Raw genomic sequence first — 17779 nt, 5'->3', positions numbered from 1 at the left:
CAGTGTTTTGGAAAAACAAGAGAAGATAGTTCAGATGTTTAATGACATCGCACCGACTTATGACATCGCAAATAGAGTGCTGAGTCTTGGGGTCGATGTAAGTTGGCGTAAATATGGCTGCAAATGTATGCTGAAACGTTTTATAGATAAAGAGATAAATATCGTAGATGTGGCGTGTGGCACAGGTGATATGATGGGTATTTGGGATGAGATGGCTAAGCAACTTGGAGTGAATATAAACGAGCTAGTAGGCGTTGATCCATCAAGTGGGATGCTCGCTCAAGCTAAACATAAATTTCCAAATTTTAAATTTATTGAAGCTTATGCGGATAATACGACTTTGTCAAGCGATTACGCTCATATTTTAAGCATAAGCTACGGCATACGAAATGTAGTTGAGCGTCAAGTGGCTTTGCGTGAGTTTAACAGAGTGCTAAAAATGGGTGGTTATGTTGTCGTGCTAGAATTTACAAAACGCCATAAAAATGGGCTTATAACTACTTTGCGAGACTTTTATCTAAGTAAAATTCTCCCACTCATCGGTGGTATAATCTCAAAAAATAAAGAGGCATATGAGTATCTACCAAGCTCAATTGAAAATTTCTTAGACGCTAAAGCATTTTGTGCCGAACTAAGTGATGTTGGGTTTGAAGTGGAGCTTTGTAAGGGATTTAGTATGGAAATTTCAACTCTATTTATTGCACGAAAGGTGGCTGAGTGCTAAGTGTAGCCCAACTTAACGAACAGGTAAAGACACTGCTTGAAAGCACATTTGGTTATGTTGAGGTGAGCGGAGAGATCTCGCGGTTGACAAAGCATGGCTCGGGACATTGGTATTTCACGCTAAAAGATGAGAGTGCTAGTATTTCTGCAGTGATGTATCGTATGAATAATGCAAAACTTAAATTTAATGCCTGCGATGGTATGAAAGTCGTGGTATACGGCAAAGTCTCGCTATATACAGCAAATGGCTCATACCAGCTCATAGTTACAACTCTTAGACCAGATGGCGAGGGCGAGCTAGAGCTTGCGTTTAAACAGCTTAAAGAGCGATTGCAGCGTGAGGGAATGTTTGACATAGATCATAAAAAACCTATACCAAATTTACCAAAGCGTGTTGGACTAGTTACTTCTGTGACATCGGCAGCTTTGCAGGATATGCTAAAGATCGTTCGTGAGCGTTGGAGACTTAGTGAAATTTTGATATTTGATGCACTTACACAGGGCGAAAATGCACCAAATTCACTAACAAAGGCACTTATAAAAGCAGATGACTATGGCTTGGACGTGATAGTTTTAGCACGTGGTGGCGGTAGCAGAGAGGATTTATGGTGCTTTAACGATGAGAGTCTAGCTAGGGTAATATTTGGGTTAAAAACCCCTATTGTAAGTGCGATAGGGCACGAGATAGACTATGTTATCAGCGACTTTGTGGCTGACCGCAGAGCCCCAACGCCAAGTGCGGCTATGCTGGAGCTTTTACCTGATGAGGGTGCTTATTTTCAATACATTGATAGCATTTGTGATGAGATGGATAGAGCTATAAATTTAAAGCTAACAAGTAAGAAAAATGAGTTAGAATTTTTATCGCATAAGTTTTCAAACAAAGTGTTAAAAGCAAAGCTTCAAACCAAATTTACTGAGATAGACAGTATGAGAATGATGTATAAAAATGCATTGTTAAGTAAAATTTTAAAGCTTGGTTCAAATTTAAAATCTCTTGAAAGTGCATATGAAACGGCTGGTAAATTCTTTGAAAGCACAAGTGAGCTGACGCAAATTCGTGTGGCTGGTAAAAAGGTGACACTAGATAGTCTGAAAATAGGCGATGATATAGAGTTAGTATCGCAAAATACGCGTAAAATGGCTAAAATAACAAGCTAAAAAAGGAGATAATGTGAGTAGAATAATAAATTTTAGTGCAGGGCCAACAGGACTACCACTAAGTGTGTTAGAACATGCAAAAGCCGAGTTGACTGACTACCGCGGTGAGGGATATTCTATAATGGAGATAAGTCACCGCTCAAAAACTTATGAAGAGATACACTTTGGAGCGATGGATAAGATCCGCAGACTTTATAGCATCGGTGATGAGTATGAAATTTTATTTTTGCAAGGTGGAGCACACTTGCAGTTTGCGATGATACCGATGAATTTATACCTTGGTGGCGTGGCTGAGTATGCAAATACCGGTGTTTGGACGAATAAAGCAATAAAAGAAGCCAAAACTATGGGTATAAATGTCCATGTTGCTGCTAGTAGTGAGGAGCAGAAATTTTCTCATATCCCCGATGTAAAATTTAGTGATGACGCCGACTACGCCTACATCTGTACAAATAACACGATATACGGCACTCAGTATAAGAAGCTACCAAAGAGCAAAGCACCACTTGTAATTGATGCTTCAAGCGATTTTTTCTCAGAGCCACTTGATTTTAGTGACATTGGACTACTTTACGGTGGTGCTCAAAAAAATGCAGGACCAAGTGGTGTAACTATCGTGATAATCCGTAAAGACTTAACTGATCGTATAATGAATAAAAATGTGCCGACATTTTTACGTTATAAGACTCACGCAGACGCTCAGTCGCTTTATAATACACCGCCTACATTTGCAATATATCTGCTAAATTTAACTATGCAGTGGTTGCTTGATCAAGGAGGATTAGACGCTATAAAAGCACGAAATGCCATAAAGGCAAAGCTACTTTATGATGCGATAGATAGCTCAAATGGTTTTTACAAAGGATATGCAGATATTGCTAGTCGCTCAGTAATGAATGTAAGCTACAATATTGCTGCAAATACTGAGCTAGAGCCGATTTTTGTCGCAGAAGCTTTAAAAGCTGGTATGCTTGGACTTAAAGGTCATCGTTTGCTTGGCGGTATAAGGGCGTCGATATATAATGCGGTTAGTGTAGAAGATGTGAAAACTTTAGTTGAGTTTATGAGAGAATTTGCTAGAAAGAATGGATAGTAACAGCTTTCCTTGTAAATATTTTAAGTGAGCTAAAATTTTATATGTCTAGTCTTACTTAAATTTATGCTGCAACATTTAAAACCATCTTAAAATAAGCGAAGTATTTTTGTTATAGCAAAATGTTCCTTAAAAATACTTCGCCTCATTTCTTATGTTTAAATTTATAAATTAAATTTAAATACTATAACTTTTAAATCTTTATAAATGTTTTGGGCGTATCAAAAAATAGTTATAAGCACTATATGTCCGGTTATTTTGCTAAGTGAGTAGATATAAAAGGTATAACAATACAAGGTAAAAAAGTAGTTTTTATTTTATTGCACTCACGGACAAAGACAGAGTGCTATTTTAGCCTATGTAAAATAAAATTTTTTAAATTTTTCGACTACTTAATAAATTTTATCCTAAAAATATCTTTTTAAGCATTAAACATATCATCACGCCATAAAGCAGTAAAAACCACTTTTTAAGTGTCTTTTTATCAGTTTTATAAGTCATTTTTGTGCCAAAATAAACCCCCACTAACGCCCCAAGTCCTAAGAGCGAACCTTCTAAATACTCAACGTGTTTATAATAAGCTAGTGAGATAAAGCATGAAAGTGAGGCAAGCATTACGAAAAATACGCCCATAGAGATTGCCTTTTTCATATCAAAGCCTAAAAATCCAACTAAAATAGGCGTGATAAATACAGCACCGCCGATACCCACGCTAAGGGCTATGGCTGCTGAAAAAAAGCCGATTAAAAATAGCAATAAATTTGAACCATTCTCTACGCCTGCTCTCTCGGGTGAAAAATAAAGCCTAAAAATAGAGAAGAAAAATATTCCAAGTAATACACATTCAAGTACTATCTCAGGAGCTATACTTATGATATATCCGCTTAAACTCGCACCAGCAAAGCCACCGAGCCCGATATACAAGCCACGATCAAGCTTAAGCAGTCCATTTTTATAGTTCATCACTGAGCCAAATATCGCACCAAAAAGCATCTGCATAATGCTGATACCAATGGCAGTTTTTATGTTGTAGCCAAATGCTAACATAACAGGCACTACTATCGTGCCACCACCTATACCGAAAAATCCAGATATGAAGCCAACTACGATGCCGATAGGTGCGAGCGTGAATAAAGTTACGTCCATTTTGTATCCTTTGAAAGTTAAATTTTAGCAAAAAGGCTTTAAAGTTGTGTAAAATCGGTGTAAATTTAATAATTTTTTTAAATTTTAGAATATGCAAAAGCTTTTTTACTTATAATAGGGTAATCCAAAATTTACGAGGTGCGTATGCTTTTAAAAGAGCCACTATTTTATTATGAAAATTTAAGAAAAAAATTTAAAAATAGCTATCTTGCAGAGGATAAAACTCAAGCTATCATCGGTATAGACTGCTATTATATTGACGCAAATGAGTATAATTTGACCTCGCTTAAGGAGTATTTTGACATATGTGTAAAGGACAGTAAAGCACCATTTGCAGGACTTTTTGGTGTATTTGCTTATGAAGGAGTGCACTATTTTGAAGAAATTTACGAACACGAAAAAAGTGCTTATGAGTTTCCAAAATTTATCTATGCTAATGCTAGGGCATATCTACACTTTGATAAAATGAGTAAAATTTACACATTTTATGGAGATGAGACGAAGTATTATAAATTTTTAGAAACACTTGAGGCACAAAATGAGCCGACAAAGGATAGATTTTATCAAATTTTAACTGATTTAGACGCTGAAAAGAAGCATTTTATAGATATAGTAAAAGCTGCAAAAGAGTATATAAAATCAGGTGATATTTTTCAAGTTGTTCTCTCAAAACAGTTACAAATTCGCTCAAATTTAGATAGCTTTGAGTTTTATAAAAAGCTAAGCGTGGCAAATCCAAGCCCATATATGTTTCATTTTGCTACACCTTATGGTGATGTGGTTGGATCATCTCCTGAGCTGGTTTTTGAGATGAAATCAGAGCAAATTTTTGTCGCACCGATCGCTGGAACAAGAGCACGTGGAGCTGATGCAAATGAAGATGAACGCTTAAAAAACGAGCTTTTAAACGACACTAAAGAGCTAAGTGAACATAAAATGCTAATAGACCTGGCTCGTAATGACATAGGTCGTGTTGCACGCTCTAAAAGTGTTGTGGTTAAAAATCCTTTACATATTCAGTATTATGAGAGTGTTATGCATATCGTCAGCGAAGTCTATGGTAAACTCGCATTAAATTTAAATGCATTTGATGTTTTAGCCAGTATCTTTCCTGCTGGGACGCTGAGTGGGACGCCCAAAATTCGTGCTATGCAGATCATAAGCGAATTAGAAGATCAAAAACGCAATGTCTATGGTGGTGGCATAGGATTTTTGCATTTTAATGGCGATGTGCAGATGGCTATACTTATACGTTCAGCGGTATTTGTAAGTGTTGATGATGATAAATTCGACGTATTTGTAGGTGCTGGAGCTGGCATTGTGTATGATTCGGTGCCAGAGAGCGAATACACTGAAATATGTCATAAAAGAGCCAGTGTAGTAAATGTATTTAAGAAAAATAGCAAGGAGATTAAGTGATACTTTTGATAGATAACTACGATAGTTTCGTCTTTAACGTGCGTCAATACATTAGTGAACTAAGTGATGAAGAGATTTTATGTATTAGAAACGATAAGATAAGTATTGATGAGATAAAAAATTTACGTCCAAGCAAAATAATCTTAAGCCCTGGACCAAAACACCCAAGTGATAGCGGAGTATGTCTTGAAATTTTAAAGGCAAATTTAGATGTACCTATACTTGGGATATGTCTAGGACATCAAGCGATTGGACTTGTAAATAACGCAAGTATCAAGCAGCTTGAAACTCCACTTCATGGCAAGACTTCACTTATTAAAATTTTAAATACCGAGCCACTTTTTAGCGGACTTCCGAGTGAGTTTGAAGTTATGCGTTATCACTCACTTTATGTTGATGATGTGCCATCAAATTTAGAGATCTTAGCGATAAGTGATGATGGGGTTATAATGGCTTTGCGTGAGAAAAATCGCAATGTTTTTGGTGTTCAGTTTCACCCTGAGAGCTATTTTTCGCAATATGGTAAGAAAATTTTAGAGAATTTTTTAAATATTAAAACTGTTAAAGAGTGTCAAAATAGCAATAAAAAAGATCAAGGTATAGTAAATTTATCTCCATTTATGACAAAACTACAAAAGGGATTTCCTCTTGATAGTAACGACTATGAGATTATTTGTAAGGTGATAAATGACAAGGAGTATGATATTGTCCAGCTTGCCGGTCTACTTGTGCTAATTAGTGAAAAAAGCTTATATGCCGATAGCTTGGCAGCATTTGTGCGAAATATCTTAAGATACTCTATAACCTACACTGACACAAGCGATATGTTTGACATAGTCGGCACTGGTGGTGATAAGCTAAAGACGATAAATATTTCAACAACGACTGCATTTATACTCGCTTCACTTGGCGTTAAAGTCGCAAAACACGGCAATAAGGCGATTACAAGCAAGAGTGGTAGCTCTGATGTTTTAGTATCTTTAGGTGTGGAAATCGCTAAAACGATAGAGGAAAACCATAAAAGACTTCGTGAAACTGGACTAACATTTTTTCACGCACCACTGTTTCATAAGATTACAGCAGAGGTTAAAGAGGTGCGAGAACGCCTAAAAATAGGCTCTGTCTTTAATATGCTAGGCCCACTACTCAATCCAAATCTAGGGTTAAAATACCAAATGGCAGGGAACTACCTTGAAGAGGTCAATGAGCTTATGGCTCAAACTCTTATGAAACTCGGACGTAAACACGCAATAGTCGTGCATGGTATGGATGGAATGGATGAGATCACAATTTGCGATGAGACACTTATACACGAAGTAAAAGATGGAAAGATTTTTGAGTATAGGATAACGCCAGAGCAGTTTGGTTTTAAACGAGCGTTTCACGGTGAGATAGAGGGTGGGACACCTGATGAAAATGCTGAAATTTTACGTCGCACACTTAGAGGTGAAGAGCGTGGTGCAAAATATGATATAGTGCTGTTAAATGCGATGTTTGCATTATATACAGCAGATGTAGTAAGTAGCCCTGCAGAGGCAAAACCTATCATAGAAAATGCGATAAAAAGTGGCAGTGTTTATGAGTATTTTTGCAAATATATTAGCAAGAGTGGCTCGTGAAACCATTTATAAAGATTTGTGGTATCAAAAGTGTAGATGAGGCGATATTAGTTGCTTTGCTTGATGTGGATTATCTAGGGGTGATATTTACTAAAAGCAAACGAAGAGTAAGCCCACAAATAGGGAGTGACATATCTGATGTAGCTCATAAATATGGAAAAAAATGTGTTGGAGTGTTTGCTCAGCAAAGTGAATGCGAGGTGCTTGATATCTGCGAAGCAGTAGGGCTTGATGTGGTGCAAATTTATAATGATGTGAGTGAAAATTTAATGGCAAATTTGCATCAGATGGGTATAGAGCTTTGGCGAGTATATAGTGTGAGCGATGTCTTACCTGATGTGAGTGGTGGGCGTTTTGATATGATTATGTTTGATTGCAAGGGTGAGAAGGTCGGCGGAAATGGTGTAAAATTTGATTGGGAAATTTTAAAAGATATTAAATTTAACTTTGCTCTTGCTGGTGGTATCGGTGCAGATAATGTTCTTGAAGCAATCAAGTTTAAGCCATATGTTATAGATGTAAACTCAAAGGTCGAGAATGAAAATGGTATAAAAGTGCCAGAAAAAATAGAGAATATAATAAGGATGATAAAGTGACGTATTTAGAGTTTAGCAAAATACTAAATGAGCGGATTTTTGGAGATGATTTAAACTATGAAATTTTGCTAACCGTGCTTGAAAATCCCAAAAGATACATTGGTCTTTTTAGGGCAACTAATGCAAAAAACAAAGCTTATACAAAATATCACTCAAAGTTTTGAGATTAAATTTGGTGATTTTATGGAGGACATTTTTACTTTATATATAGAAGAAATGGGATATAAAAATTTAGATAAACGTATTAATTTTAATGAAGAAAATTTAAATTTAGATCAGCTTTTTACTGATAATAATGAAATTTATATGATAGAGCAAAAGGTAAGAGACGATCACGATAGTGCTAAAAAACGTGGTCAATGCTTAAATTTTATTAAAAAGATAGAAGCAGTTAAAGTAAAATATCCAGATAAATTTATAAATGCAGGTATGTGGTTTTGCGATGATAGTTTAACAAAAAATAAAAAATATTACACGGAGCAGATAAAAAATAACACATATGATAAAGTCAATATTTCACTATTTTATGGTAGGGAGATTTTTAAAGATTTATTTGAAAGGGTCGATATTTGGGATGAGCTTATAGCTCATTTAAGGCAAAACAAGATGGAGCGAAGTAGTGAAATCTTAAATGTGCCTGACTTTGATACAAGCAATGAAATAAAAATGGCGTTATTAGAAATTAAGAGACGACATCCAAGAATAATTAAAAAATTACTATCTGATAATAGTGATTTTGTAGAGCTTAGATTAGAGTTATTTCCAACTGGTAGAAATTTAAAAGGTTTATAATGGGTAGTATAATACAAGGCGATTCACTCATTGAACTTAAAAAAATAAAAGATAGTAGTATTGATCTTATATTTGCTGATCCACCTTATTGGATGAGAGTAGAAGGCATACTTAAACGTCCTGAGGGGAGCGATTTTAATGGCTGTAATGATGAGTGGGATAATAAATTTATAGATAATGATGACTATGTTAAATTTACAAAAGATTGGTTAAAGCAATGTTATCGCATTCTAAAGCCAAATGGCTCTATATGGGTTATTGGCGGTATGCAGTGTATCTATACGATAGGTGCGGTTATGCAAGAGCTTGGATTTTGGTTTATAAATGATGTGATTTGGCATAAAAGCAATCCAACCCCAAATTTTATGGGAACAAGGCTTAACAACTCGCACGAAACGTTAATTTGGGCTACAAAAAGCAAAAAATCAAAATTTACATTTAATTATAAAACAGCAAAAGAGTTAAATGATGAAAATATAGAGGTAAGTCTATTTGAAAAGGGCGAGAGAAGACAACTTGGTTCAATTTGGAAAATACCAGTTTGTAGTGGAAACGAACGTCTTAAAGATGAAAATGGAGAAAAGCTACATTCAACACAAAAGCCTGAAAGTTTGCTTTATAGAGTGATCGCGATCAGTTCTAAGATAGGTGATGTGGTTCTTGATCCATTTGGCGGAACGATGACAACGGCCGCTATTGCAAAGCGACTTGGACGCGAGTATATCAGCATAGAACAAGATGAGAAGTATGTAAATTTGGATTTAATAGAGTTGAAAAAGAGACTTTTATAGATAACGACATAGCACGTGCAAAATTTGATATAAAGCCACCTAAAGTGAGTATGAGTGAGATGATAGATGCTGACTTTTTCAGAATAAATGAGAAATTTTATCTAAAAAATAGCGATTTTATAGCTATTTTAAATAATGATGGAAGGCTGACATATAAGGGTGAAATTTATGATATGCATACATTGTCCGCAAAGCTAAAAAAACTCAAAGTCAGATAGGCTAAATGGCTTTAAATTTTGGTGTGTTATGCGTGAAAATAGACTAGTTTTAATAGATAAAATAAGAGAAAATTATAGATTAAATTTAATAAAGGCAAAATGATGAATGCAAAGGCATATTTTGGTAAATTTGGGGGACAGTTTGTGCCTGAAACCGCGATGTTTGCTCTAAATGAGCTAGAGAGTGCGTATGAGAGTATCGCTAAAACAAAGGAATTTCAAGATGAGCTTGACGACTTGCTTCGCAACTATGTAGGTCGTCCAAGTCCACTATATCACGCAAAGCGTTTGAGTCAGCATTACGGACATGAAATTTATCTAAAACGAGAGGATTTAAATCATACAGGAGCCCATAAGATAAACAACGCCCTAGCTCAAGCACTTTTAGCTAAAAAAATGGGTAAAAAGAAGGTCTTAGCTGAGACTGGAGCCGGTCAACATGGTGTAGCGAGTGCGACAGCAGCAGCACTTTTGGGACTAGAATGTGATGTGTATATGGGTGCTTTAGATGTAGAGCGTCAGCAACTAAATGCTTATCGTATGGAGTTACTTGGTGCAAATGTCATAAGTATAAACGATGGCTTAAAAACACTTAAAGAGGCGACTACTGCGGCGATACAAGCGTGGGTAAATGAGATAGAAAATATCTTTTATATCATCGGTTCAGCTGTAGGACCACATCCGTATCCTAGTATGGTGCGAGACTTTCAGAGTATTATTGGACGTGAGACAAAGCAACAGCTGGGCGAATACGGCATAAAGGCTGATTATGTTATCGCTTGTGTCGGTGGCGGTAGCAATGCTATTGGGATATTTAACGAATTTTTAACCGATGAGAGCGTAAATTTAATAGGCGTTGAGGCGGCTGGGCTTGGCATAGATACAGCATATCATGCAGCTACACTCACAAAGGGGCGTGAAGGCATCATACATGGCATGAAAACGATCGTGCTACAAAATGAGTATGGTATGATTGAAGAGGTTCATAGCATATCAGCTGGGCTTGATTATCCAGGCATTGGACCACAACACGCACATCTACACGATACAGGGCGAGTGAGATACGAAGCGATAAGTGATGATGAGTGCATAAATGCCCTGCGTCTTACGAGCCGTTTAGAGGGCATTATTCCTGCAATTGAAAGCTCACACGCCTTGGCATTTTTAGACAAGCTTTGTTCTAGTTTGGGGGGCAAAAAGACTATCGTCGTTAATGTTTCAGGCAGAGGAGATAAGGATATGAATACTATAATGAGCTATGAAAAAGGAAAAATTTATGGATAAGATAGCGACAGCATTTAAAGGCAAAAAGGCAAATATCGGTTACATAGTCGCGGCCCATCCTAGTGTGGAACATGCAAAGGAGTTTTTGTTAAATTTAGATAAGAGTTGTATCGATCTGCTTGAGCTTGGACTACCTTACTCTGACCCATTAGCAGATGGTAAGCTTATCGCCGAGGCTAGTTTTAATGCCGTGAAAAATGGTGTAAATACTGATACGATCTTTGATATGCTTAGTGAGGTGCAAGGCAAATTTAGTAAACCGATTGTGTTTTTAGTTTATTTTAATCTTATCTTTGCTTATGGGATCCAGAAATTTATAAAAAGAAGTGCTGAGCTTGGCGTAAGCGGTTTTATCATACCTGATCTACCTTGTGAGGAGAGTGATGAGATAGCTGATTTATGCAGTCGTTACAGCATTGCACTTGTGCCACTTATCAGTGTCACATCAGCATACAGAAGTGACAAAATTTTAAAAATGGGTTCAGGGTTTATCTATGCTATAGGAGCTATTGGTGTGAGTGGATCAAAAAGGGCTGATGATGAAAGATTAAAACGGCTTGTGAGTGAGCTAAAGCAAAAGAGTGACTTGCCTATTGCTGTAGGCTTTGGGATCAAAAATGCAGATGATGTAAAGAAAGTCAAGTCTTATGCAGATGGTGCGATCATAGGCACTGAGATTGTTAGGCTTACATCAAATTTTAGCGGTAGTGAGCTTATGAGTGAGATAGAGCATCTTTTTAAAAATCCTTTTTAAATTTATAGCCTTTTTAGTAAATGCAAAGTATAATAAGAGAGCTATTTTCAAATTTAAGGACATAGAATGAGAGAGGTTATAGACACTGCAACTAGGCATCTTTGTGTCGATACTTTGGGCTTTGAGATAGAGAATGGCTCAAGACTTGGTAGAGGCTTTTACGGTGCTGCGATACCTGTTTATAAGGGGAATACTGAGTTTCATTTTTATCTGTATTTTAAACGCAATACTTTAAAGTTATTTTTAAAGGCATTTTTTGATCGTGATGATCTCGAGGATGCCGATCTAGACGATCTTTGCAAAGAGATAGCTAACCAAATAATTGGTAAAGCTAAAAATTTATTAAATGAGCGTGAGAGTGGGGCATATAAGCTTGGTACGCCTGAATTTTTAGGTGAAGTTGACAAATTCCCTGTTAAGCTTGATGAGAATTTTATATACAAGATGAAAAACCGCACATTTCAGATAGGTTATAAAAAAGTATGAGTGAAGATATAACTGCCGAAGAGGCACTTACGCACGACCATTTGGGACTTTTTAAAAGCTATGATGAGCTTATGGATATAAGTGTTGATTTTATAGCAGAGCTTGGTACGACAAATATTAGTATAAATGAGTTGCTTAAATTTGAAGCTGGTTCGGTTATAGACTTAGAAAAACCAGCTGGTGAAAGTGTTGAATTATATATCAACAACCGTATATTTGGCAAGGGCGAAGTAATGGTTTATGAGCGGAATTTAGCAATCCGTATTAATGAAATTTTAGATTCAAAGTCGGTTATACAATACTTTAAAAAAGAGCTTTTATGAAATTCGTCCTAGTTTTTTTGCTATTTTTATCACAAATTTTTGCATCAAATTTATTGACGTATAATATCTATGAACGTACCGACCGTATTGATATTATGCTTAGTTTTGATGCACCTTATGAAGGAAATATCTTTCAAAAGCGTGAGCGAAACACGACTTCTCTTATACTAAATTCTCTAAATTACGATCAGATAGTTAGCAAAAGTATAAATTCTTCTATATTGCAAGAGCTTGATATAAAACCAAAACAAAACTCGCTCGTTTTAAATCTCCGCTCACGTGAAGCGATCATTGTGAATGCATCAAAAACTACTGATGGTTTTGGACTTCGTATACGTGTAAGCCCTAAAAATACAACTACTAATATAGCAAATATACCGCAAGCTAGTGCAAATATACAAACATCTTCAGCGACACAAACTAGCTCAGAATCACTTGTAGATGGTAGATGCTTTATAGTACTTGCAGTATTGCTTGCTTTACTTGTATTTTTGTATGTGTTTAAGAAATTTATTATTAAAAAACAGGCTAGTTTTGGTGGATTTGGTATGACAAATACAACTACGAAATCGATAAACTGGCTACTGAAAAATAAAAACAATGAAGTTGCTGTGATATATGAAAAGCCACTTGATAGATTAAATAAACTTGTACTTTTAAGCTATGAAAATCGCCGTTATCTTGTGTTAGTAGGTAGTTCAAATGTTATGCTTGATAGCTTTGGAGAGGATAAGATTAAAAACGAACAGGATTTTGCTGCATTTTTTGAAGAAAATAAAAAGAAATTAGGCTCATTTTTAAAAGAGCGACAAAATAGCTTAAATAATTATAAAGATAAGATCAGTCAGGATTGACGCAACTATTATATAAATTTATACAAAACTTATGGCGAAAATTTCTGGTTTTGGCATCTTTTTTATCTCTTTCCTTGCCATAATCAAATTTCTAGCACCATAAATTTGCAAAGTATGATTTATAAATTCAAATTTTAGTTTTGTATCGGCACAATTGAGATTAAGAGCTTTTGCAAGTGCTAAGATAAAGCTTAGCCATCTTATGCACTCTTGACTTGGTAATAAATTTTTATATCGATCATATTCGTATATTACTTTCTTGCCATTTGTTGCAATTATTGTTGCGATAAGAGCTTTTTGTTCGTGGGTAAAACCGAAATTTAGACCATTTAATATAATGTAGGCGGAGTTTTTATGATCACCGTAAAAGCCGATCTCCTGGCCGACATTATAAAGTCTCGCAGCTATAAGTAGTTCGTTTAGATAGTTGTCATCTAAGTTATGTAAATTTTTAAGTGATATAAAAATTTCTTTTGCATATCGAACGATAGTTTTGTTTATCGTTAGCGTGAAGCGATCTTGCAGACTTTTAACGCTTGGGTTAAAATTTTGTGGAAATTTCAAACTCGGTCGTAAAAAATCACTTAAAAATACGCCCTCTCTTACACCAACACCACTAGTAAATACTTTACTTGCTCCAAGTGTTGCACTGATAGATAAAAATATATGCACTCCTTCGCGTATTGTATCGTATCGATCTTTTTTAATAGGAAATTTATTTAGATCTAGCACATTTGCATTTGCTATACTTTCTAAAAAGCTTTTTTGTTCATTTAATCTATATAAAAATCCGTGTAATGTATCAAGTGTATAACTATCTTTTGTCATTATCGCCGAGGACATTGCACGCAATGAACCACCTATAGCTATGATATTATCACATTTAAATTCATTTGGGATTTGAGCAATAGTCTCTTTTAAAAATAGTGATAAATTTTTAGTATTTTTATTGTCGAAAAATAGTTCCTTTAGTCGCACTGTGCCGATATCAAGCGAGAGTGTGTGGGTTATCTTGCCGTTGCTTATCCGTGCTAGTTCGGTTGATCCGCCACCTATATCAACAGTAACGCATTCGTCAATAGGAGCTAATAAATTTTTGGCGGCGATTGCCCCATATGTCGCTTCAGCTTTGCCGTCTATCACACGGAGTCCGATATTTAGGCGTTTTTGTATCATTTTTATAAATTCGCCTGAGTTTGGTGCATCACGAAGTGCCGAAGTGCCGACGCATAAAATTTTATTGCATTTATAATTTTTAATGATACTTTTAAATTCGCTAAGTGCATCATAAGCCTTTCGCATAGATTTTTCACTTATAGCATTATTATTACCATAACCGCCTTCACCAAGACGAACACGCATTTTGTATTCACCAAGTATGAAAAACGCCCAACGGGATGTTCGCTCAAATATTGCCATTCGCATTGAGTTTGAGCCGATATCTATGACGGCTGTGCGTTTTGCCATTGCTTATCCTATTTAAATTTATTTTTTGTATTTCGCTTTGCTTGTGCTCTTTTTTGGCTCATTGGTAGCACTAGAGTAGCTATAGCGCCGCTTCTGTCACACCTATTTTTTATACTTATGCTACCACCAAGTGCTTGAGCTGCACCCTTTGCGAGAAATAGCCCAAGTCCAGCACCGCCTTTATCACCAAAGCGTTTAAATGGTGCAAACAGATCTTTACTTTCATCTATCCCTATGCCCTCATCGATGACTTCGATGATAAAATTTGCATCACTTATGTAAGAGTTTATTAGTATATTTGAACTTTGTGGCGAAAATTTTATAGCATTTTGGACGAAATTTTGTATCACGTGAGTTAGTAGAGTAGTTTGAATCTTTAAGTTTAAAATGCGTGGCTCAAGGGAGAGTATAATGTCTTTACCCTCACCACGTGCTAATATAGCAAAATTATTACCAAGCTTTTGTAAAAAGCTGATGATATCTATGCTTATGGGCTCTTCAAACTGAGCTCCCTCTTGTCGTCCGATCTCAAGGATCGAGCTTATCATCGCGTTCATATTATTTATAGATTCGTTGTTTGACTTAAGAGCTTCGATATAACGCTCACTTTCACGATCTTTTAAAAGCGTAACTTCATTCTTTGTTTTCATAACTGCAAGTGGAGTTTTAAGTTCGTGTGCTACGCCGACAAATAGCTCTTTTTGGTACTCAACAAATGTTTGTATACGCGTTATAAGTTTATTTATACTTTTAAGAAGTGGAGAAAATTCATCTGGGAATTTTTCATCTTCTTCTATCTCTTTTAAAAATTTTTCATCTATTTTTGTCAGCTTTGATGTTAAAATTTTAATTGGTATAAGAAGCATTCTAGATAAAAACATAGCATAAAATATAACAAGTAAAATGGCTATAGAATTTACTATTATAATATCTAAAAATATCTGCTCTACGATATCATGTTGCAAAGTTGTCTCTTTTTTAAGCACCATATATTCGCTGTCATTATACTGATATGTAAGTGTCGTATAACTCTTTCCATTCTCCTGCAATACTTTAAAAAATGAATTTTTATGCCCAAGCTCTCCGCGTTTTATCTCGACGGAAGTTTGAATTTTGTTTGGTATTTGGATTATAAAATTGCTTAAATTTTCAGGATTGTAACTATTGATGTTTTGTTCTATATGTTTGGCTTCGTAGCTTAGCTCTTGAACCGCTGTTTCAAAAACGGTAACCTTGATATAATAATACAACATCACCGATATAACTACAATTAGCATCATTGATGCTGATGCTAATTGTAGTATAAATTTACTTCTTAAGCTTTTTTGGGAAAGCAAAATCTATATCCGCGTCTTCTTACTGTTTCTATAGTTGAGATATTTAGTGGTTTATCCATTTTTTGGCGAATTTGATTGATTGCTACTTCAATGACATTTGGCGTTACTAGCTCAGGTTCTTCCCAAATCGCATCTAAAAGTTGCTCTTTTGAGACAATCTGATCTGAGTGGCGAGCAAGGTGAGTTAATACCTCAAATGGCTTACCTTTAAGTTCTATATCGCGTCCAAGATATGTGATTTTTTCTTCGTCAGGGTTTATGATAAGGTCATCTATCTTTATTATATTTGTACCGCCAAATCTTAAACGAGCTTCTATACGAGCTACTAAAACGTCAAAATCAAATGGTTTTCTTATATAATCATCAGCACCAGCTCTAAGTGCCTTTATCTCACTGTCTTTGTCATCTTTTGCTGAAAGTACGACAACGGAAGTGCGTGGTGATTTGTGCTTTATTATATTGATAAGATCTACCCCATCTCCATCTGGTAACATCCAATCGGTCAAAACTAGATCATAATTTCTAATGCCGATGTAGTATTCAGCGTCCTTAAAATTTTCTGAACTATCAGTTTGGTAGCCAAATTCTTGTAACCCCTCGCCGATTGTTTTATTTAGTGTCACTTCGTCTTCCACTATCAAAATACGCATTTTATTTCCTTTAGTAAAATTTAAAGGGATTATAACATAATTTAAGCAAGATTTCAAGATACTTTAATAAATTTTTAATAAACAATCTCTAATCTTGCACCCACAAGGGCATTTTTGACTATTTCAACCTTTAAAATTTCAAAATTTATTGAAGTTATGGTTTTAAAATTCTCTTTTAAAGCTTTTGTGCTAATCTGCAAACTCTCTTCAACTGAGTAAAATTTACGCTCATTATAAAATTTTTCTATAAATTCAATCACACTAACATAATCAACAAATTCAATGCTCTCAAAGCTTAAATTTATACGAACTTTTTGTGGGCTTGTCCGCTCAAAGTCAAGCATACCAATAATCGTACTAAACTCATAATCTTTAATAATAGTTGTTAAAATTTCTTTCATATTATCTGTTTTTCAGCACCACTTAGTAGGCGTTTTATGTTTGGTATATGCTTATAAACTACTAAAAATGATATGATAAGAAGCGGTGCGTGGCTGTGTATGCCATCTATGTCTGGGCTAATAATAAAGCTTGATATCACAAGTGTAAGTAGTGCTAAAAGTGATGCTAGTGAGCTTATTTTAAGTATTTTGCCAACGACAAACCAAGCCACAAGTGCGATCAAGATCTCAATCTGTAAAAAACACGCTATCACACCAGCACCTGTTGCTACACCTTTGCCACCTTCAAATTTTAAAAACGGCGAGAAGCAATGTCCGACTACGCTAAGAACTGCCATGCCCCACAGCACACTCTCATCCGTCCCAAATGCACGTGCGATAAGTATCGGCACGATACCTTTTAACACGTCAAAAGTCACTGTTAAAATAGCTATTTTTTTGGCGATTTTTGGATTATGCTCTTTTAGTACACGCAAGACATTTGTCGCACCTATGCTACCGCTACCTTCGTTTGTGATATTTATCTTGCCAAAAATTTTACCAAATATCAGTCCAAATGGCACTCCGCCAAGCAGGTAAGCTACCAGATAAAGTAATAAATTTTCATTCATTTTTGCCCTTTTTTTGCATTTAAAAATTTAAATGATATTAAATTGTAGCTGACA

The 17779-nt window shown here is 35.5% G+C and carries 21 protein-coding genes; 15 read left to right on the top strand and 6 right to left on the bottom strand.

Annotated features, from left to right (window positions below; translation table 11 throughout):
• Positions 1-7: 7 nt before the first annotated feature.
• The 3 genes from ubiE to serC are packed head-to-tail and all read left to right on the top strand — an operon-like array spanning position 8 to position 2977.
• Positions 8-724, top strand: coding sequence for a bifunctional demethylmenaquinone methyltransferase/2-methoxy-6-polyprenyl-1,4-benzoquinol methylase UbiE (ubiE, locus tag KDE13_RS01765; RefSeq protein ID WP_212140114.1), 717 nt, complete (start codon positions 8-10; stop codon positions 722-724).
• Positions 718-1884 carry an exodeoxyribonuclease VII large subunit gene (gene xseA, locus KDE13_RS01760; RefSeq protein WP_212142688.1) on the top strand — a complete coding sequence of 389 codons (1167 nt, stop codon included), beginning with the start codon at positions 718-720 and terminating at the stop codon, positions 1882-1884. Before ubiE ends, xseA begins: the two co-directional genes overlap by 7 nt.
• A gap of 13 nt (positions 1885-1897) precedes the next feature.
• Entirely contained in the window at positions 1898-2977 is a 1080-nt protein-coding gene (gene serC / locus KDE13_RS01755) for a phosphoserine transaminase (protein ID WP_212142687.1), read from the top strand.
• A 402-nt stretch (positions 2978-3379) separates the two neighbouring features.
• On the opposite strand, the gene KDE13_RS01750 is transcribed toward serC, so the two are convergent.
• Positions 3380-4123, bottom strand: a complete 744-nt coding sequence (locus tag KDE13_RS01750; RefSeq protein ID WP_212142686.1) for a sulfite exporter TauE/SafE family protein — start codon at positions 4121-4123, stop codon at positions 3380-3382.
• 144 nt (positions 4124-4267) lie between these two features.
• Here KDE13_RS01750 and KDE13_RS01745 point away from each other — a divergent pair, with 144 nt between their 5' ends.
• The 12 genes from KDE13_RS01745 to KDE13_RS01695 all read left to right on the top strand — a co-directional run bounded on the left by KDE13_RS01745 (position 4268) and on the right by KDE13_RS01695 (position 13259).
• Entirely contained in the window at positions 4268-5542 is a 1275-nt protein-coding gene (locus KDE13_RS01745) for an anthranilate synthase component I family protein (RefSeq protein ID WP_212142685.1), read from the top strand.
• Positions 5539-7161: an anthranilate phosphoribosyltransferase gene (trpD, locus tag KDE13_RS01740; protein ID WP_212142684.1), complete on the top strand. Its 1623-nt coding sequence runs from the start codon at positions 5539-5541 to the stop codon at positions 7159-7161. Before KDE13_RS01745 ends, trpD begins: the two co-directional genes overlap by 4 nt.
• Positions 7158-7757 (top strand): phosphoribosylanthranilate isomerase, encoded by a 600-nt coding sequence (locus KDE13_RS01735; RefSeq protein ID WP_212142683.1) that lies wholly within the window; start codon positions 7158-7160, stop codon positions 7755-7757. The genes trpD and KDE13_RS01735 overlap by 4 nt, the downstream gene beginning before the upstream one ends.
• Entirely contained in the window at positions 7754-7921 is a 168-nt protein-coding gene (locus tag KDE13_RS09480) for a hypothetical protein (RefSeq protein ID WP_229204325.1), read from the top strand. The genes KDE13_RS01735 and KDE13_RS09480 overlap by 4 nt, the downstream gene beginning before the upstream one ends.
• Positions 7878-8549: an HpyAIV family type II restriction enzyme gene (locus tag KDE13_RS01730; RefSeq protein ID WP_229204324.1), complete on the top strand. Its 672-nt coding sequence runs from the start codon at positions 7878-7880 to the stop codon at positions 8547-8549. The genes KDE13_RS09480 and KDE13_RS01730 overlap by 44 nt, the downstream gene beginning before the upstream one ends.
• Entirely contained in the window at positions 8549-9340 is a 792-nt protein-coding gene (locus tag KDE13_RS01725) for a DNA-methyltransferase (protein ID WP_212142682.1), read from the top strand. Before KDE13_RS01730 ends, KDE13_RS01725 begins: the two co-directional genes overlap by 1 nt.
• A gap of 50 nt (positions 9341-9390) precedes the next feature.
• Positions 9391-9558, top strand: a complete 168-nt coding sequence (locus tag KDE13_RS01720; protein WP_212142681.1) for a hypothetical protein — start codon at positions 9391-9393, stop codon at positions 9556-9558.
• Positions 9559-9660: 102 nt separating this feature from the next.
• Positions 9661-10842 carry a tryptophan synthase subunit beta gene (gene trpB, locus KDE13_RS01715; RefSeq protein WP_212142680.1) on the top strand — a complete coding sequence of 394 codons (1182 nt, stop codon included), beginning with the start codon at positions 9661-9663 and terminating at the stop codon, positions 10840-10842.
• The gene (gene trpA, locus KDE13_RS01710; protein WP_212142679.1) at positions 10835-11596 is read left to right on the top strand and encodes a tryptophan synthase subunit alpha; all 762 of its coding nucleotides are present in this window, start codon (positions 10835-10837) and stop codon (positions 11594-11596) included. Before trpB ends, trpA begins: the two co-directional genes overlap by 8 nt.
• Positions 11597-11662: 66 nt before the next feature.
• On the top strand, positions 11663-12082 hold the full coding sequence (locus KDE13_RS01705; protein ID WP_212140125.1) for a chemotaxis protein CheX: 420 nt from the start codon (positions 11663-11665) through the stop codon (positions 12080-12082).
• Complete coding sequence (fliN, locus tag KDE13_RS01700) at positions 12079-12405, top strand: flagellar motor switch protein FliN (RefSeq protein WP_212140126.1); 327 nt, start codon at positions 12079-12081, stop codon at positions 12403-12405. The genes KDE13_RS01705 and fliN overlap by 4 nt, the downstream gene beginning before the upstream one ends.
• Complete coding sequence (locus KDE13_RS01695) at positions 12402-13259, top strand: excinuclease ABC subunit A (protein WP_212142678.1); 858 nt, start codon at positions 12402-12404, stop codon at positions 13257-13259. Before fliN ends, KDE13_RS01695 begins: the two co-directional genes overlap by 4 nt.
• An 18-nt stretch (positions 13260-13277) precedes the next feature.
• Here KDE13_RS01695 and KDE13_RS01690 read toward each other — a convergent pair whose 3' ends face one another.
• The 5 genes from KDE13_RS01690 to plsY form a co-directional block, all read right to left on the bottom strand.
• A complete protein-coding gene (locus KDE13_RS01690) occupies positions 13278-14726 on the bottom strand; it encodes a Ppx/GppA phosphatase family protein (protein WP_212142677.1) in 1449 nt (482 codons plus the stop codon).
• An 8-nt stretch (positions 14727-14734) separates the two neighbouring features.
• Positions 14735-16003, bottom strand: coding sequence for a sensor histidine kinase (locus KDE13_RS01685; RefSeq protein ID WP_212142825.1), 1269 nt, complete (start codon positions 16001-16003; stop codon positions 14735-14737).
• Between the two features lie 38 nt (positions 16004-16041).
• The gene (gene hsrA / locus KDE13_RS01680; RefSeq protein WP_212140129.1) at positions 16042-16713 is read right to left on the bottom strand and encodes a response regulator transcription factor; all 672 of its coding nucleotides are present in this window, start codon (positions 16711-16713) and stop codon (positions 16042-16044) included.
• Between the two features lie 74 nt (positions 16714-16787).
• Positions 16788-17114 (bottom strand): dihydroneopterin aldolase, encoded by a 327-nt coding sequence (locus KDE13_RS01675; protein ID WP_212142676.1) that lies wholly within the window; start codon positions 17112-17114, stop codon positions 16788-16790.
• The gene (plsY, locus tag KDE13_RS01670) at positions 17111-17725 is read right to left on the bottom strand and encodes a glycerol-3-phosphate 1-O-acyltransferase PlsY (protein ID WP_212141695.1); all 615 of its coding nucleotides are present in this window, start codon (positions 17723-17725) and stop codon (positions 17111-17113) included. The genes KDE13_RS01675 and plsY overlap by 4 nt, the downstream gene beginning before the upstream one ends.
• Between the last annotated feature and the right edge of the window lie 54 nt (positions 17726-17779).

Source organism: Campylobacter anatolicus, assembly GCF_018145655.1.
GTDB classification, from domain to species: Bacteria; Campylobacterota; Campylobacteria; order Campylobacterales; family Campylobacteraceae; genus Campylobacter_A; species Campylobacter_A anatolicus.
This window is presented reverse-complemented; position numbering and strand designations above follow the sequence as displayed.

What these genes read in the sequence shown, in the direction of transcription:
- KDE13_RS01750 (WP_212142686.1), bottom strand. Translation starts at nt 4,123, where the DNA reads ATGGACGTAACTTTATTCACGCTCGCACCTATCGGCATCGTAGTTGGC.
- KDE13_RS01745 (WP_212142685.1), top strand. Translation starts at nt 4,268, where the DNA reads ATGCTTTTAAAAGAGCCACTATTTTATTATGAAAATTTAAGAAAAAAA.
- KDE13_RS01730 (WP_229204324.1), top strand. Translation starts at nt 7,878, where the DNA reads ATGCAAAAAACAAAGCTTATACAAAATATCACTCAAAGTTTTGAGATT.
- KDE13_RS01725 (WP_212142682.1), top strand. Translation starts at nt 8,549, where the DNA reads ATGGGTAGTATAATACAAGGCGATTCACTCATTGAACTTAAAAAAATA.
- KDE13_RS01720 (WP_212142681.1), top strand. Translation starts at nt 9,391, where the DNA reads ATGAGTGAGATGATAGATGCTGACTTTTTCAGAATAAATGAGAAATTT.
- trpB (WP_212142680.1), top strand. Translation starts at nt 9,661, where the DNA reads ATGAATGCAAAGGCATATTTTGGTAAATTTGGGGGACAGTTTGTGCCT.
- trpA (WP_212142679.1), top strand. Translation starts at nt 10,835, where the DNA reads ATGGATAAGATAGCGACAGCATTTAAAGGCAAAAAGGCAAATATCGGT.
- KDE13_RS01705 (WP_212140125.1), top strand. Translation starts at nt 11,663, where the DNA reads ATGAGAGAGGTTATAGACACTGCAACTAGGCATCTTTGTGTCGATACT.
- fliN (WP_212140126.1), top strand. Translation starts at nt 12,079, where the DNA reads ATGAGTGAAGATATAACTGCCGAAGAGGCACTTACGCACGACCATTTG.
- KDE13_RS01695 (WP_212142678.1), top strand. Translation starts at nt 12,402, where the DNA reads ATGAAATTCGTCCTAGTTTTTTTGCTATTTTTATCACAAATTTTTGCA.
- KDE13_RS01690 (WP_212142677.1), bottom strand. Translation starts at nt 14,726, where the DNA reads ATGGCAAAACGCACAGCCGTCATAGATATCGGCTCAAACTCAATGCGA.
- KDE13_RS01685 (WP_212142825.1), bottom strand. Translation starts at nt 16,003, where the DNA reads ATGCTAATTGTAGTTATATCGGTGATGTTGTATTATTATATCAAGGTT.
- hsrA (WP_212140129.1), bottom strand. Translation starts at nt 16,713, where the DNA reads ATGCGTATTTTGATAGTGGAAGACGAAGTGACACTAAATAAAACAATC.
- KDE13_RS01675 (WP_212142676.1), bottom strand. Translation starts at nt 17,114, where the DNA reads ATGAAAGAAATTTTAACAACTATTATTAAAGATTATGAGTTTAGTACG.
- plsY (WP_212141695.1), bottom strand. Translation starts at nt 17,725, where the DNA reads ATGAATGAAAATTTATTACTTTATCTGGTAGCTTACCTGCTTGGCGGA.